The sequence below is a fragment of the Stenotrophomonas sp. NPDC077659 genome, assembly GCF_050268705.1.
In the GTDB taxonomy this organism is placed as follows: domain Bacteria; phylum Pseudomonadota; class Gammaproteobacteria; order Xanthomonadales; family Xanthomonadaceae; genus Stenotrophomonas.
Window position 1 is genome coordinate 1 of the sequence record NZ_JBNNHG010000035.1, and the last position, 14,386, is coordinate 14,386.

Genomic DNA, 14,386 nt, shown 5'->3' on the forward strand with positions numbered 1-14,386 from the left:
GTGAAGATGACCGTGGTGATGATGTTGACCCTGCTGCCGGCACTGATGCTGGTGCCGGCTGGACATCGACCCCGCCTCGCAGATGCAGGCGCTGAACCCGCTGCTGGTGATGATCCTGATTCCGTTCAACAACCTGGTGCTGTACCCGGCCCTGCGCCGCTTCGGCTTCGAACCGACCGCGCTGCGCCGGATGACCGCCGGCATCGCCTTCAGCGGCCTGGCCTGGGTGGTGGTCGGTGGCATCCAGGTGGTGATGGACGGTGGCAATGCCATGTCCATTTTCTGGCAGATGCTGCCGTACGCACTGCTGACCTTCGGTGAGGTACTGGTCTCGGCCACCGGCCTCGAATTTGCCTACAGCCAGGCGCCGCAGGCCATGAAGGGCGTGGTGATGAGCTTCTGGAACCTGACCACCACCATCGGCAACCTGTGGGTGCTGCTGTCCAATGCAGCAGTGCGCAACCACGCGGTGACCGAGAAGATCGCTGGAACCGGCCTGAGCGAGGCGGCGTTCCTGATGTTCTTCTTCGCCGGTTTCGCCTTCATCGCGGCATTGGCGTTCGGTTGGTATGCACGACGTTATCGTATGGTCGACAACTACCGCACTGCCTGAGCCCGAGCCGACATGACCCCCGTCAATCTTCTGTTGATCGCCATCACCGCCCTCGTCTCCTGGATGGCGTTCAACAACCGCAAGCTGGCCGACCGCCTGATCCTGTGGCCCCCGGCCGTGGACCGCCATCGCCAATATGATCGGCTGATCACCTACGGCTTCATCCATGCCGACTGGTCGCACCTCATCTTCAACATGATCACGCTGTTCTTCTTCGGCGGGCAGATCGAGAAAGTGATGCTGTCGTTGACCGGCAGCTGGCTGACCTACCCGGCGTTCTACCTGGGCGCGCTGCTGGTATCGATCCTGCCCAGCTACCTGAAGAACCAGAAGAACCCGAACTACCTGAGCCTGGGCGCGTCGGGTGCGGTGTCGGCGGTGCTGTTCGCCTTCATCCTGCTCAGCCCGTGGACGATCATCCTGGTGTTCTTCATTCCGGCGCCGGCGATCATCTATGCCGTGTTCTATGTCGGCTACAGCATTTGGATGGACAAGCGTGGCGGGGACCGCATCAACCACAGCGCGCACCTGGCGGGCGCGGCGTTCGGCGTGATCTTCATGCTGGCCATGCAGCCGGCCATCTTCGGCCACTTCCTGCGCGAACTGTCCAACCCCAGCTTCGGCCTGGGCGGCTGAAACGGGCCAGGGGTCGGATCCTGTGGATCCGACCCCGCGCTACCCGGTCTCAGGCCTGGGTCGTCTGGCCGTAGGTATCCAGCAGCCGCGAGTACACTTCCTCGCCGATGCGCTGGAAGTCCTGCTCTTCGGTCTGGCCTTCCACTGCCAACTGCAGCAGGCCTTCCAGCAGGGCGTGGTCGGTATCGGATGGGGACGGGTTGGGGTGCATGACAGGCCTCCACGGCAGAGTGCGATAGCAACGTACGCAAGGGTCGTGCCAGTGCAGCCGTACCCCTGCCAAGGGGTTAGCGGCCGCCATCGATGCAGCTTGAGGGCGTGATCTGACGCAAACTGACCAGACCTGCCCCTGTTCAGGCTTCACACGGTCATGGCGGCCAGGTGCGCACCATGCGCGCAGTCGCCGCAGGAGACAGTTCCATGGCTTCGGTCACGCCCCCCGGTCTGGCCTACGAGGTCGAGCACGACCAGGCCAACCACCGTTTCATCGCCCATGTGCGTGGACACCGGGCGGTGCTGGACTACCAGATCAAACGCAGGCGCATGGTCATCACCCATACCGAAGTGCCCGAGCCGATCTCAGGCCGCGGCGTTGCCGGTGAGCTGACCCGGGTCGCGCTGCGCTTCGCCCGCGAACAAAAGTACAAGGTTGTGCCGGCCTGTGCCTATGCGGAGGCGTTCCTGCAGCGCCACGAGGAGTTTCACGACCTGCTGGTAGGCTGAATGCAGCGTGCCGCGCTTCAGCCATCGCAGGCGATGATGTAAGTACATGAACAGGGGATCCAGATGACGATTGGAAACAAGCAGCCACTGCGCGCATCGGCGCTGGCTGGCGCAATGGGTGTGCTGCTGCTGGCCGGTTGCCAGCGCGGTGAACAGGCGGCTCCGGCCAGTGACGCAGCGCCGGCCGCTGAAGCCGCTGCGACCGAGCCCACGCCGCCTGCGGAGGCGCCGCTGGACCTGCGCGATGTGGTGGTGAACAACGAACGTGAAGTGGTGGGCATCAGCTATCCCGCCGGCATCGACCGCTACCCGGGCCTGGCGCGCGCGCTGCAGGACTACGCCACCTCCGCCCGCGGCGACCTGCAGCAGGCGCTGGACGGGCTGGGCAACGACAAGCCGACCATGCCCTACGAGCTGTCGCTGAGTTTCGAGAAGGTGCTGGACACCCCGCAGCTGGTGGTGGTCAGTGCCGATGGCAGCCGTTACACCGGTGGCGCCCATGGCGAGCCGCTGGTGGCGCGTTTCGTGTGGCTGCCGCCGCAGCAGCAGATGCTCAGTGCCGCCACGCTGGTGGCCGATGACAAGGGCTGGAAGGCGATCAGCGATTTTGTCGCCGACCAGCTGCGCGAACGTGTTGCCACCCGCCTCAGTGGCGAGGACATGGAGCCTGCCGATCTGCAGGAGTCGCTGCGCAATGCTTCGCGGATGATTGCCGAAGGTACCGGGCCGCAGGCTGAGAATTTCAGCCAGTTCCAGCCGTTGACCAACGACAAGGGCCAGATCACGGCGCTGCGTTTCGTGTTCCCACCCTACCAGGTCGGCCCGTATTCGGACGGCACGCAGACGGCCGATGTCCCGGCTGCGGTGCTGCTGCCGCACGTGGCCAAGGATTATGTGGCGCTGTTCGCACGCGGGTGACCGCAGACGGAGGACGCGTGGATACAGGGTTGCAGGAGCGGGTTGCAGGCCTGCTGCAGGAAGCCGGGGTCCGCATCGGCGGTACCCAGCCACAGGATATCCAGGTGCATGATCGGCGCTTCTTCGCGCGGGTCATGGGCCACGGCTCGCTCGGCCTGGGCGAGAGCTACATGGACGGTTGGTGGGATGCCAATGTCCTGGATGAATTCCTGGTCCACCTGATGATGGCGCACCTGGACGAGCGCGTGCATGGCTGGCGCGAGGTGGCCGATGCGCTGAAGGCGCGGCTGTTCAACCTGCAGGCCGGGCAGGGCAGCTATGAAGTCGGCCGCCGCCATTACGATCTTGGCAACGATCTTTACCAGGCCATGCTTGGCCAGCGCCTGGTCTACAGCTGTGGTTATTGGCGCACTGCCGGCGACCTGGACGCCGCGCAGGAAGCCAAGCTCGACCTGGTGTGCCGCAAGCTGGGCCTGCGCCCGGGCCAGCGGGTGCTGGACATCGGGTGTGGCTGGGGCGAGGCGCTGAAGTTCGCCGCCGAGCGTTATGGCGTCAGTGGGGTGGGCGTGACCATCTCGCAGGAACAGGCTGTCTTCGCGCGGGAGCTGTGCGCGGGCCTGCCCATCGACATTCGCCTGCAGGATTACCGCGAACTGGATGAACCGTTCGACGCGGTGTTTTCCATCGGCATGTTCGAGCACGTGGGTGACAAGAACTACGACAGCTTCTTCGAGGTGGCCCGGCGCTGCCTGTCGCCGCGCGGGTTGCTGCTGCTGCACAGCATCGGCAGCAATGTTTCCCGCCACCGCACCGATCCGTGGATCGCGCGCTACATCTTTCCCAACTCGATGCTGCCCTCGGCGGCGCAGATCAGCCGGGCGTTCGAGGGCCGTTTCGTGCTGGAGGACTGGCACAACTTCGGCACCGACTATGACCTGACCCTGCAGGCGTGGCGGCGCAACGTGGAAGCGGCGTGGCCGACGCTGGATGCGCGCTATGACGAGCACTTCCGCCGCATGTGGCGGTTCTACCTGGCCGGATCGATGGCGACGTTCCGCTGCCGCCATGCGCAGCTGTGGCAGCTGGTGCTGTCACCGGAAGGCGTGCGCGGCGGGTACGTGGCGCCGCGTTGATCTGAACGTCCATCCACGCATGGCGCGGATCTACTGGCATCACGCAACCGTATGGATGGTCCACGCCATGCGTACATGCCGCAGTAGATCCGCGCCATGCGTGGATGGCCCCAACAGAAAAACCGCCCGGTCTCCCGGGCGGTTTTCGTTTCACTCAACCGCGCGGGCGATCAGTTGCCGGCGCCGGTCAGGCCACGCTTTTCCAGCAGCGGTTCGATCTGCGGCTCGTGGCCGGCGAAATCGCGGAACAGCTGCATGGCATCCACGCTGCCACCCTTGGACAGCAGGGTCGCGCGGAAGTGGTCGCCGTTCTTGCGGCTCAGGCCACCGTTGTCCTTGAACCATTTCTGGGTGTTGGCGTCCAGCACTTCCGACCAGATGTAGGCGTAGTAGCCGGCCGAGTAACCGCCCATGATGTGGCTGAAGTACGGGGTACGGTAGCGCGGCGGAACCGGCGCGTAGTAGATGCCGTCCTTCTCCAGCGCGGCGCGCTCGAATGCCATAACGTCCTTGGCAGCCGGCACCTGGTCGGCGCCGATCTGGTGCCAGCGCTGGTCCAGCATGGCCGCACCCAGGTACTCGGTGGTGGCGAAGCCCTGGTTGAACTTGGCCGCCGCCAGCACCTTGTCCAGCAGCGCCTGCGGCATGGCCGAACCATTCTGGTAGTGCTTGGCGTAGTTCTTCAGGATGGCCGGGTTGTCCGACCACATCTCGTTGACCTGCGAGGGGAACTCGACGAAGTCACGCGGCACCGACGTGCCCGAGAAGTACGGGTACTTCACGTTGGAGAACATGCCGTGCAGGGCATGGCCGAATTCGTGGAAGGTGGTGGTCACTTCATCCCAGGTCAGCAGGGTCGGCTGGCCGGCCGGCGGCTTGGGGATGTTGAGGTGGTTGGCGACCACCGGCTTGAAGCCGGTCAGCTTGGACTGCGACACATAGGAGTTCATCCACGCACCGCCGCGCTTGGATGCACGCGCGTACGGGTCGAAGATGAAGATCGCCAGCTGGCTGCCGTCAGCATCGAACACGTCATAGACGGTGACGTCATCGTGGTACACCGGCAGGTCGGTGCGCTGCTTGAAGGTCAGGCCGAATTCCTGGTTGGCGGCGAAGAACACGCCGTTTTCCAGCACGTTCTTCATCTCGAAGTACGGCTTGAGCTGGGATTCGTCGAAGTTGTACTTGGCCTGGCGCACTTTCTCGCTGTAGAACGCCCAGTCCCACGGCTCCAGGGCGAAGGTCTTCCTGCCGGCGGCCTTCTGTTCCTTGTCGATCATCGCCTGCAGGTCGGCGGCTTCGCGCTTGGCGTTGGCCACGGCGGCCGGGGCCAGCTTGCCCAGCATCGCGTTGACCGCTTCAGGGGTCTTGGCGGTCTGGTTGGTCAGGTTGTAGGCGGCAAAGTTCGGGAAGCCCATCAGCTTCGCTTTGTCGGCGCGCAGCTGCATGATGCGCGAGACCAGCGCGGTGTTGTCGAACTCACCGCCACGGCTGCCACGGCTGACCGAGGCTTCGTAGATCTTCTGGCGCAGCTCGCGGTTGGCCAGGTTGGTCAGCGGCGGCTGGCCGGTGGTGTTGAGCAGGGTGATCACGTACTTGCCGTCCAGGCCGCGTGCCTTGGCGGCTTCGGCGGCGGCGGCGATCTGTTCCTTGGACAAGCCGTCAAGCTGCTTGACGTCATCGACGGTGATCGCCGAAGCGTTCACTTCCGACTGCACGTTCTGGCTGAACTTCGTGCCCAGGTTGGCCAGCTCGGCGTTCATGGTCTTCAGCGTGGCCTTGTCGGCCTCGGACAGCTTGGCGCCGGCGCGCACGTAGTTGTCGTAGTACTTCTCGACCAGGCGCACGCCTTCGGCGTCCAGGCCCAGCTGGGTACGGGTGTCATACAGCGCCTGGATGCGGGCGAACAGCTTGCCGTTCAGCGCGATCGCATCGCTGTGCGCAGCGAACTTCGCCGAGTAGTCGGCCTGCAGCTTCTTGCGCGCGTCGTTGGTGTCGGCGCCGACCAGGCTGAAGAACACGGTGGTCGCGCGGTCCAGCACGTCACCGCTCTTTTCCAGGGCGATGATGGTGTTGTCGAAGGTCGGCTTGGCCTTGTTGTTGGCGATGGCCTCCACTTCCTTCAGCTGCTGCGCCATGCCGGCGTCGAAAGCCGGGGCGAAATCGCTGTCCTTGATCTTGTCGAACTGCGGGAAGTGCAGCGGCAGCGGGCTTTCGGCGAAGAACGGGTTGGCCTGCTGCGCGTTGGCAGCGGCCGGGGTGGCGGCGCTGGCCGAATAGGCGGGCAGGGCAAGGCCGAGGGTCATGGCCACGGCGAGGGCAAGGCGGGTGGTCAAGGCGGTACTCCGGTAAGGCAGACAAGTGCCCGAGGGTAACCCGCCCCGGCCAGGTGCCACTTGTGTCAAAAGGCATGGCCGCTACCACCTACCGGCGTGGCCTGCGATTACCATGGGGTTCCCCACCCGGACCGCCCGCCATGCCCAACGCCTTCGACTTCGGTTTCGTGGACCTGGACGGCCAGCCGCAGGCGCTGGCGCAGTACCAGGGGCAGCCGCTGCTGCTGGTCAACGTCGCCAGCCGCTGTGGTTTCACCCCCCAGTACACCGGTCTGGAACAGCTGTGGCAGGACTATCGCGCGCGTGGCCTGGTGGTGGTGGGCTTCCCCTGCAACCAGTTCGGCGGGCAGGAGCCGGGCGATGCGGCGCAGATCCGCCAGTTCTGTTCGCTGGATTACCCGGTCAGCTTCCCGATCTCGCAGAAGATCGAGGTCAATGGCGATGGTGCCGACCCGCTGTGGAAGTGGTTGTCGCACGAAAAGCGCGGCCTGCTCGGCATTGCCCGCATCAAGTGGAACTTCAGCAAGTTCCTGCTCGACCGCCAGGGCCAGGTGGTGGCGCGCTACGCGCCTACCACCGCACCGGAACAGCTGCGCAGCGCGATCAAAGCGCTGCTGTAACGCAAAAAAGGGGACGGAGGGGATTAAGTCGCTTGTGCACAAACGACTTAATCCCCTCCGTCCCCTTTTTTCTCACTTCTCGACGAAGGCGCGTTCGAACACGTAGTGGCCCGGCTGGCCGATACGCGGGGAGACCTGGAAGCCACGCGCATCCAGCACGGCGCGCAGGTCGGCCAGCATCTGCGGGCTGCCGCAGATCATCGCGCGATCGTTTTCCGGGTTCAGTTCCGGCAGGCCCAGGGTGCGCTGCATCTCGCCGCTTTCCATCAGCTGCGTCAGGCGGCCCTGGTTGGCGAACGGTTCGCGGGTGACGGCCGGGTAGTACAGCAGCTTGTCGCCGATCATCTCGCCGAGGAACTCATGCTCACGCAGTTCCTTCTCGAAGTAATCGCGATAGGCCAGGTCCTTTTCGTAGCGCACGCCGTGGCAGAGGATCACCTTCTCGAAGCGCTCGTAGGTTTCCGGGTCCTTGATGACCGACAGCCACGGTGCCATGCCGGTGCCGGTGCCCAGCAGGTACAGGTTCTTGCCGGGGTGCAGGTCGCTGATCAGCAGGGTGCCGGTGGGCTTCTTGCCGACCAGCACCTTGTCGCCCGGCTTGATGTGCTGCAGGCGCGAGGTCAGCGGGCCGTCCTGCACCTTGATGCTGAAGAACTCCAGATGTTCTTCCCAGTTGGCGCTGGCGATGGAATACGCACGCAGCAGCGGGCGCGCTTCGGTTTCCAGGCCGATCATCACGAACTGGCCGTTCTCGAAACGGAAGCCGCTGTCGCGGGTGAGGGTGAAACTGAAATAGGCGTCGGTCCAGTGGCGGACCTCAAGCACCGTTTCGGCGCCGAAAGCGGAAGACATGGGGGGCACATTCAGGCAATGGAGTCGTCCCGGGCATTCTACCTCAAATGAGAGGGGTTCTCATTATCCGGAACGAGAGGCGTTCTCAGGGCGGTTCAGCGGTAGCCGGCGGCCTGCAGTTCGAACAGCTCGGCATAGCGCCCGCCCTGGGCCATCAACTCGTCGTGGGTGCCGCTGGCTTCCAGCCGGCCCTCGGCCAGCACCAGGATGCGGTCGGCCATGCGCACCGAGGAAAACCGGTGCGAGATCAGCACCGCGGTGCGCCGGTCGGCCAGTTCGCGGAAACGCTGGAACACCTCGAATTCGGCGCGCGCATCGAGCGCGGCGGTCGGTTCGTCCAGAATCATCACCTGCGCGTCGCGCATCCACGCGCGGGCGATGGCGATCTTCTGCCACTGCCCGCCGGACAGGTCCACGCCCTGTTTGAAGCGGCGGCCGATCACCTGCTGGTAGCCGCCGGGCAGGGCGTCGATCACTTCTTCGGCCATGCCCCGGCGCGCGGCATCGGCGATGCGCGCCTGGTCGGCCATCGCCTCGACCTGGCCGACGCCGATGTTCTCCCCGGCGGTCAGGTTGTAGCGCACGAAATCCTGGAAGATCACGCCGAGGTTGGCGCGCAGATCGTCCAGGTCATAGTCGCGCAGGTCGCGGCCATCGAGCAGGATGCGGCCCTCGTCCGGTTCGTACAGGCGCGCCAGCAGCTTCACCAGGGTGGTCTTGCCGGCACCGTTCTCGCCCACCAGCGCCAGCACTTCGCCGGCATGCAGCTGGAAATCGAGGTGGCGCACGGCCCACTGCTCGGCATCGGGGTAGCGGAAGCCGACGTTCTCGAAAACGAAGCCCTCGCGGATCGGCCGCGGCACGGCCACCGCGTCCTGGCGCGAGTGGATTTCAGGTTCGATCTGGAAGAACGAATACAGGTCGTCCAGGTACAGCGCCTGGCTGGCCACCTGCGAAAAGCCGATCAGCAGGCCTTCCAGCAGCTGGCGCAGGCGCAGGAAGCTGCCGGCAAGGAAGGTCAGGTCGCCGATGGAGAAATCGCCGCGCACCGTGCGCCAGGCGATGTAGGCGTAGGCGGTGTAGTAGCCCAACGTGCCCAGCGCAGCCAGCACCGTTCCCCAGAACGCACGCCGCCGTGCCAGTGCCCGGTTGGCCAGGAACAACGCTGCCGAAAGACGCCGGTAGCGCTCCACCAGGAAGCGGTGCAGGTTGAAGATTTTCACTTCCTTGGCTGTTTCCACGCTGGCACCGAGCTGGCGCAGGTAGTCCAGCTGGCGGCGCTCGGGCGTCCACAGGAAGTTGAGGCTGTAGCCGGCGGCATTGAAGTGCGATTCGCCGACGAAGGCGGGCACCAGTGCCAGGGCAAGCAGCAGGATCAACCAGGGGGCGTAGACCAGCAGGCCCACGGCCAGGCTGGCCACGGTAATCGCGTCCTGTACCTGGCCGAACAGCTGGCTCATCAGGTTCATCCGGCCCATGGTCTGGCGCCGTGCGCGGTCCAGCTTGTCCTGCAGGTCCGGGTCTTCGAAGTCCTCCAGGTCCAGGGTCGCGGCGTGCTCCATCAGGCGCACGCTGGTGGCGTTGGCGAACAGCTCCGACAGCAGCGCATCGGCATAGCTGACCAGCCGGCCGAGCAGGTCCGAGGCAATGGCCAGGCCGAATTCCAGCGCCAGCAGGCCCAGCAGCGGATTCAACAGACCGCTGGACAGCGCCTCGCCCAGCGGCGGAAAACCCGCGCCGTGCTGGCTCAGGTGCAGGGCGGTATCGATGATCAGCTTGCCCACGTAGAGCATCGCGACCGGCAGCAACGCGCGGACCAGACGCAGGCCAAGGCTGGTCAGGGTCAATGCGGGGCTGGTCTGCCACACCTGGCGCAGGAACGGCGGCAGGTTGCGCATCGCCTTGAAGCGCTGGCGCAGGCTGGGTTTCTTCTCGGGGGCGGCAGGCATGCGTCCATTGTGCGCGCGTTGAGCGTGCAGAGGGGGTCAGATCCTGAGGTTTCCTCACGTTTTCATATTCGGGAGGCCATGTTTTGCTTGGCTTCTGGCGAGAGTGTGTGCAGTGCATCGAGCATGGCGACCCGTGGCTTGTCCAGCCATCTTCGCGTCAATGCTTCCCAACCAAGTCGGATCAGGCAGTACAGCCGACGTGTCGATCGATGAGGATTGAGTCGGTCGTGTGCGTGGATGGATTCAGCGGCCATGCCCGCCAGCCACAGCACGAACATCGCCAGGGCATGCAGCAACAGCAGTACTTCGATCCGCTCGCGCTTGCGCGTCAGGCTGTCCTCGAAGGCCTGGCCGTAGCGATGCGATTTCAGATCCCGGAAGCCCAGTTCAATCTGCATGCGGTGCCGGTGCAGCTCGGCACCCACCAACAGCAGCTGGCACGGGATGCCGTTCCGACAGACAGTGGGAAACTGTCGAAGGCGGGGTGGGTCAGGTCGGAGGGGCGTGAGCCGCATGGATGCGGCGACCGAGCTTACATGGACGTACTTGCAGCGTCCCCCTTGCAGCGTCCCCTGCGACCTGACCCATCCCGCCATCCCACGGAGAGCCAGCTGTTGACGTTGCCCTTGCTCCGGCCGTCGCTTCTGCGGGTGCCGGGCGCAGCCCGGCCACAAACCCCCTTTACGGCAGCGGCGGCAGCAGCCCTGCACCCAGCCGGTTCCAGGCATTGATCACCGCGATGCCCATGCTCAGGTCACTGATGCCCTTCTCATCGAAGTGCGGGTCCAATGCATCGAACGCCGCCTGCGATGGCGCGCCCTCGGTCAGCCGGGTCAGGGCCTCGGCCCAGCCCAGCGCGGCACGCTCGCGTGCATCGAAGAAGCGGCTTTCGTGCCAGGCAGGCAGGGTGTCCAGCTTGCGCGGCTCGATGCCGCCCCTGCGCAGCGCGGTGGCGTGCATGTCCATGCAGTAGCCGCAGCCGTTGAGCTGGGAGACGCGCAGGAACAGCAGTTCCATCAGCGTCGGATCGATCGAACTGTCATGCACCGCCCTGCTGGCGGCCAGCAGGCCCTTGAACGCATCGGCTGCCAGGCGGGTGTAGGGAACGCGGGGGGAGGTATGGTCGGACATCTTCAGCTCCACGACGGCCACCATGGCCGTCTTTCACTACCAGGACGCCATGGCGTCCGCGTTCGTGACACCCCTGTGCAGCTTTTCCGGATTGAGCACGCTGTACACGTTGGCGATGCGCCCTTCGACGACCTCGATGGTGGTGACCGAGTGCAGGCGCTCGCCGTCCAAGCGCAGGATGGCCGGCTCGCCGTTGACCCAGCCCAGCTGCGCGGTATGGCCCAGCCCGCGGCGTGCGATGGCCCAGAACAGGCGGCCGATGCGTTCGGCGCCCAGCAGCGGGCGCACCGCCGCAGTGACCACGCCGCCGCCATCGGACACCAGCCGCGCATTGGCCTGCAGCAGCGCCTGGATCGCCTCGCTGTCGCCGCGCTGGCTGGCGTCCATGAAGCGTGCCAGCAGCTGCCGGTGCTGGGCGGCATCGGCGTTGAAGCGCGGCCGCCCCGTCTGCAGGCGCTGCTTCGCGCGGTGCACCAGCTGGCGGCAGTTGGCTTCGCTGTGGCCGAGCAGTTCGGCGATCTGCCGGTAGTCATGCTCGAACGCCTCCTTCAGCAGGAAGGCGGCGCGCTCGCGCCGGGCTGCGCGCAGGCGGTCCAGGCCCAGCCGCGTGGTGGTGGTGACCAGCCAGGCCTCGGCATCGCGCACGCTGGCCGGATCGGCGCCGGACCAGCGCAGCCAGGCGTCCTGGACCACATCTTCGGCGTCGCTGCGGCTGCCCAGCAAGCGGTAGGCCAGCGCCATCAGGCGCGGGCGGTGGGTCTGGAAGGCGGTTTCAGTGTTCATGTCGACCAGGACGCCGGGGAGGGATGAAGCGTGACACGGACGTCGCGCAATCTTGCCGGCCAGCGGCCGGCACTACCACCCCTGAGGGCCGGGGGAGGGGGTAAAATGGGCGGATTACCCCCGCCAGCCTTGAGCAAGCGAGCAAGCCGTGACATCGATCAAGCAGGAAGACCTCATCCAGTCCATCGCCGACGCGCTGCAGTACATTTCGTACTACCACCCGGTCGACTACATCAAGAACCTCGCCGCCGCCTACGAGCGCGAGGAGTCGCCGGCCGCGAAAGAAGCGATGGCCCAGATCCTGATCAATTCGCGGATGTGCGCCGAAGGCCACCGTCCGATCTGCCAGGACACCGGCATCGTCACCGTGTTCCTGGAAATCGGCATGGACGTGCGCTGGGACGACGCCACCATGGGCGTGGAAGAGATGGCCAACGAAGGCGTGCGCCGCGCCTACCTGCACCCGGACAACAAGCTGCGCGCCTCGGTGCTGGCCGATCCGGCCGGCAAGCGCATCAACACCAGGGACAACACGCCGGGCGTGGTCAACGTCAAGGTGGTGCCGGGCAACACCGTCGATGTCATTGTCGCCGCCAAGGGCGGTGGTTCGGAAGCCAAGACCAAGTTCGCCATGCTCAACCCGTCCGACTCCATCGTCGACTGGGTGCTGAAGACCGTGCCGACCATGGGCGCCGGCTGGTGCCCGCCGGGCATGCTCGGCATCGGTATCGGCGGTACCGCTGAAAAGGCGATGCTGCTGGCCAAGGAAGCGCTGATGGAGCCGATCGACATCACCGAACTGCAGGCCCGCGGCGCATCCAACCGCATCGAGGAGCTGCGCCTGGAGCTGTATGAGAAGGTCAACGCGCTGGGCATCGGCGCGCAGGGCCTGGGTGGCCTGACCACCGTGCTGGACATCAAGATCAACGATTATCCGACCCACGCGGCCAACCTGCCGGTGGCGATGATCCCGAACTGCGCGGCCACCCGCCATGCGCATTTCACCCTGGATGGCAGCGGCCCGGTGATGCTCGACCCGCCGTCGCTGGAAGACTGGCCGAAGCTGACCTACGACGCGTCCAAGGGCACCCGCGTGGACCTGGACACGATCACCCCGGAAGACGTGACCAACTGGAAGCCGGGCCAGACCCTGCTGCTCAACGGCAAGCTGCTGACCGGCCGCGACGCCGCGCACAAGCGCATGGTCGACATGCTCAACAAGGGCGAGGCACTGCCGGTCGACCTGAAGGGGCGCTTCATCTACTACGTCGGCCCGGTCGACCCGGTGCGCGACGAAGTGGTGGGCCCGGCCGGCCCGACCACCGCCACCCGCATGGACAAGTTCACCGAACAGGTGCTGGCACAGACCGGCCTGCTGGGCATGGTCGGCAAGGCCGAGCGTGGCCCGGCCGCCATCGAGGCGATCAAGAAGCACAAGTCGGCCTACCTGATGGCCGTCGGTGGTTCGGCCTACCTGGTGTCCAAGGCGATCAAGGCGGCCAAGGTCGTCGGTTTCGCCGATCTGGGCATGGAAGCGATCTACGAGTTCACCGTGCAGGACATGCCGGTGACCGTGGCGGTGGATTCCACCGGCGAATCGGTGCACAGGACCGGCCCGCGCGAATGGCAGGCCCGCATCGGCAAGATTCCGGTGGTGGTGGAGTAATTGCCGCCGGAGGCAGGAAGATGGCGCCGCAGGGCGCCGTTTTCCGTTTGACGCCACGGATAGGTCGGGATTGCCAGGCTTCCGACCTGCGATACGCAGGCGGCGAGCAAGTGTGATCGGATCAGCAATGATGAAATGCGGCGCTCCTGCATGTCGCAGGCGCAGGCCTGCATGGACCCGTCGCCGTTGGTCAGCTGCAGCCAGAATGCCGGCAGTTGCATGGCGTCGTGCGGCGGTGGCTGATCCCTCGGGTGCATAATCGGCACTTCCCGCAACCGGAGTCGTCGCATGCGCACTACGCTGTATGGGTCTGTCAGTACCGCCTCACTGGTGGTGCACTGGCTGCTGATTGAACTGGGCATCGAGCACGAACTGGTGCTGCTGGATTTCGATACGCGCGAGCAGAAGTCGCCGGAGTATCTGGCGCTGAACCCGGCGGGCATGGTGCCGACGCTGATGATCGATGGGCAGGTGCTGACCGAAGCGGCTGCGATTGCCCTGTATCTGGCCGACCGTCATCCCGAGGCTGGGCTGCTGCCCGCGGTGGGTACGCCCGCCCGCGGCGCGGCCTATCGCTGGATGTTCTGGTGCGCCAATACCCTGCAGCCCGCCTACCGCGCGTGGTTCTACCCAAACGAGGCTGCGGGTGAGGCGAACGTGGCCGCGACCCAGGCGATGGCCCGCCAGCGTCTGGAAACGGCCTGGCAGCAGATGGCCGATCATCTGCAGACCCAAGGGCCCTATGTGCTGGGTGAGGTGCCCAGCGTGGTTGATTTCATGCTGGTGATGCTGATGCGCTGGTCGCGCAACATGCCCACACCCACCGACAGCTGGCCGGTGCTGAAGGCCTACGCGCAGCGGCTGAAAGCACGCCCGTCGTTCGCCGAGACCTACCGCCGCGAAGGGATCAGCGACTGGCGCTGATCGCCAGCGCGATGGCGGGGGTAGAGTCGACCGTTGGTCGACCATCGCGCGCAGCGCGGGATTTCTGTGGCTGGTGCAAAGAGCAGTCGACCAACGGTCGAC

The 14,386-nt window shown here is 65.5% G+C and carries 14 protein-coding genes and 1 pseudogene; 8 read left to right on the forward strand and 7 right to left on the reverse strand.

Going from position 1 to position 14,386, the window contains the following annotated elements:
• Positions 1-73: 73 nt before the first annotated feature.
• A pseudogene (locus ACQKDV_RS07485) lies at positions 74-613 on the forward strand (MFS transporter); the annotation flags it as partial.
• Positions 614-625: 12 nt separating this feature from the next.
• Positions 626-1,249, forward strand: a complete 624-nt coding sequence (locus ACQKDV_RS07490) for a rhomboid family intramembrane serine protease (protein WP_427783123.1) — start codon at positions 626-628, stop codon at positions 1,247-1,249.
• Between the two features lie 49 nt (positions 1,250-1,298).
• On the opposite strand, the gene ACQKDV_RS07495 is transcribed toward ACQKDV_RS07490, so the two are convergent.
• Positions 1,299-1,460 (reverse strand): hypothetical protein, encoded by a 162-nt coding sequence (locus ACQKDV_RS07495; protein WP_427783124.1) that lies wholly within the window; start codon positions 1,458-1,460, stop codon positions 1,299-1,301.
• Positions 1,461-1,669: 209 nt separating this feature from the next.
• Between ACQKDV_RS07495 and ACQKDV_RS07500 the strand changes: the two genes are divergently transcribed.
• The 3 genes from ACQKDV_RS07500 to cfa all read left to right on the forward strand — a co-directional run bounded on the left by ACQKDV_RS07500 (position 1,670) and on the right by cfa (position 4,023).
• On the forward strand, positions 1,670-1,972 hold the full coding sequence (locus ACQKDV_RS07500) for a GNAT family N-acetyltransferase (protein ID WP_427783125.1): 303 nt from the start codon (positions 1,670-1,672) through the stop codon (positions 1,970-1,972).
• A 63-nt stretch (positions 1,973-2,035) separates the two neighbouring features.
• On the forward strand, positions 2,036-2,890 hold the full coding sequence (locus ACQKDV_RS07505; protein ID WP_427783126.1) for a DUF3298 domain-containing protein: 855 nt from the start codon (positions 2,036-2,038) through the stop codon (positions 2,888-2,890).
• A gap of 17 nt (positions 2,891-2,907) precedes the next feature.
• Positions 2,908-4,023: a cyclopropane fatty acyl phospholipid synthase gene (gene cfa / locus ACQKDV_RS07510; RefSeq protein WP_427783127.1), complete on the forward strand. Its 1,116-nt coding sequence runs from the start codon at positions 2,908-2,910 to the stop codon at positions 4,021-4,023.
• Positions 4,024-4,193: 170 nt separating this feature from the next.
• On the opposite strand, the gene ACQKDV_RS07515 is transcribed toward cfa, so the two are convergent.
• The gene (locus ACQKDV_RS07515; RefSeq protein ID WP_427783128.1) at positions 4,194-6,359 is read right to left on the reverse strand and encodes a M3 family metallopeptidase; all 2,166 of its coding nucleotides are present in this window, start codon (positions 6,357-6,359) and stop codon (positions 4,194-4,196) included.
• Between the two features lie 140 nt (positions 6,360-6,499).
• On the opposite strand from ACQKDV_RS07515, the gene ACQKDV_RS07520 reads away from it, so the two are divergent.
• A complete protein-coding gene (locus ACQKDV_RS07520; RefSeq protein ID WP_427783129.1) occupies positions 6,500-6,979 on the forward strand; it encodes a glutathione peroxidase in 480 nt (159 codons plus the stop codon).
• Between the two features lie 72 nt (positions 6,980-7,051).
• Here ACQKDV_RS07520 and ACQKDV_RS07525 read toward each other — a convergent pair whose 3' ends face one another.
• The 5 genes from ACQKDV_RS07525 to ACQKDV_RS07545 all read right to left on the reverse strand — a co-directional run bounded on the left by ACQKDV_RS07525 (position 7,052) and on the right by ACQKDV_RS07545 (position 11,694).
• Positions 7,052-7,831, reverse strand: a complete 780-nt coding sequence (locus ACQKDV_RS07525; RefSeq protein ID WP_427783130.1) for a ferredoxin--NADP reductase — start codon at positions 7,829-7,831, stop codon at positions 7,052-7,054.
• Between the two features lie 95 nt (positions 7,832-7,926).
• Positions 7,927-9,780 carry an ABC transporter ATP-binding protein gene (locus ACQKDV_RS07530; protein WP_427783131.1) on the reverse strand — a complete coding sequence of 618 codons (1,854 nt, stop codon included), beginning with the start codon at positions 9,778-9,780 and terminating at the stop codon, positions 7,927-7,929.
• Between the two features lie 62 nt (positions 9,781-9,842).
• Positions 9,843-10,508: a transposase gene (locus ACQKDV_RS07535; protein ID WP_427783132.1), complete on the reverse strand. Its 666-nt coding sequence runs from the start codon at positions 10,506-10,508 to the stop codon at positions 9,843-9,845.
• Positions 10,462-10,911 (reverse strand): carboxymuconolactone decarboxylase family protein, encoded by a 450-nt coding sequence (locus tag ACQKDV_RS07540; RefSeq protein ID WP_427783133.1) that lies wholly within the window; start codon positions 10,909-10,911, stop codon positions 10,462-10,464. Before ACQKDV_RS07540 ends, ACQKDV_RS07535 begins: the two co-directional genes overlap by 47 nt.
• Positions 10,912-10,947: 36 nt before the next feature.
• Complete coding sequence (locus tag ACQKDV_RS07545; protein ID WP_427783134.1) at positions 10,948-11,694, reverse strand: sigma factor; 747 nt, start codon at positions 11,692-11,694, stop codon at positions 10,948-10,950.
• A gap of 148 nt (positions 11,695-11,842) precedes the next feature.
• On the opposite strand from ACQKDV_RS07545, the gene ACQKDV_RS07550 reads away from it, so the two are divergent.
• Together ACQKDV_RS07550 and ACQKDV_RS07555 are read left to right on the forward strand one after the other, a co-directional pair.
• Positions 11,843-13,360, forward strand: coding sequence for a fumarate hydratase (locus ACQKDV_RS07550; protein WP_427783135.1), 1,518 nt, complete (start codon positions 11,843-11,845; stop codon positions 13,358-13,360).
• Positions 13,361-13,648: 288 nt separating this feature from the next.
• On the forward strand, positions 13,649-14,284 hold the full coding sequence (locus tag ACQKDV_RS07555; protein WP_427783136.1) for a glutathione S-transferase family protein: 636 nt from the start codon (positions 13,649-13,651) through the stop codon (positions 14,282-14,284).
• Positions 14,285-14,386 lie beyond the last annotated feature (102 nt).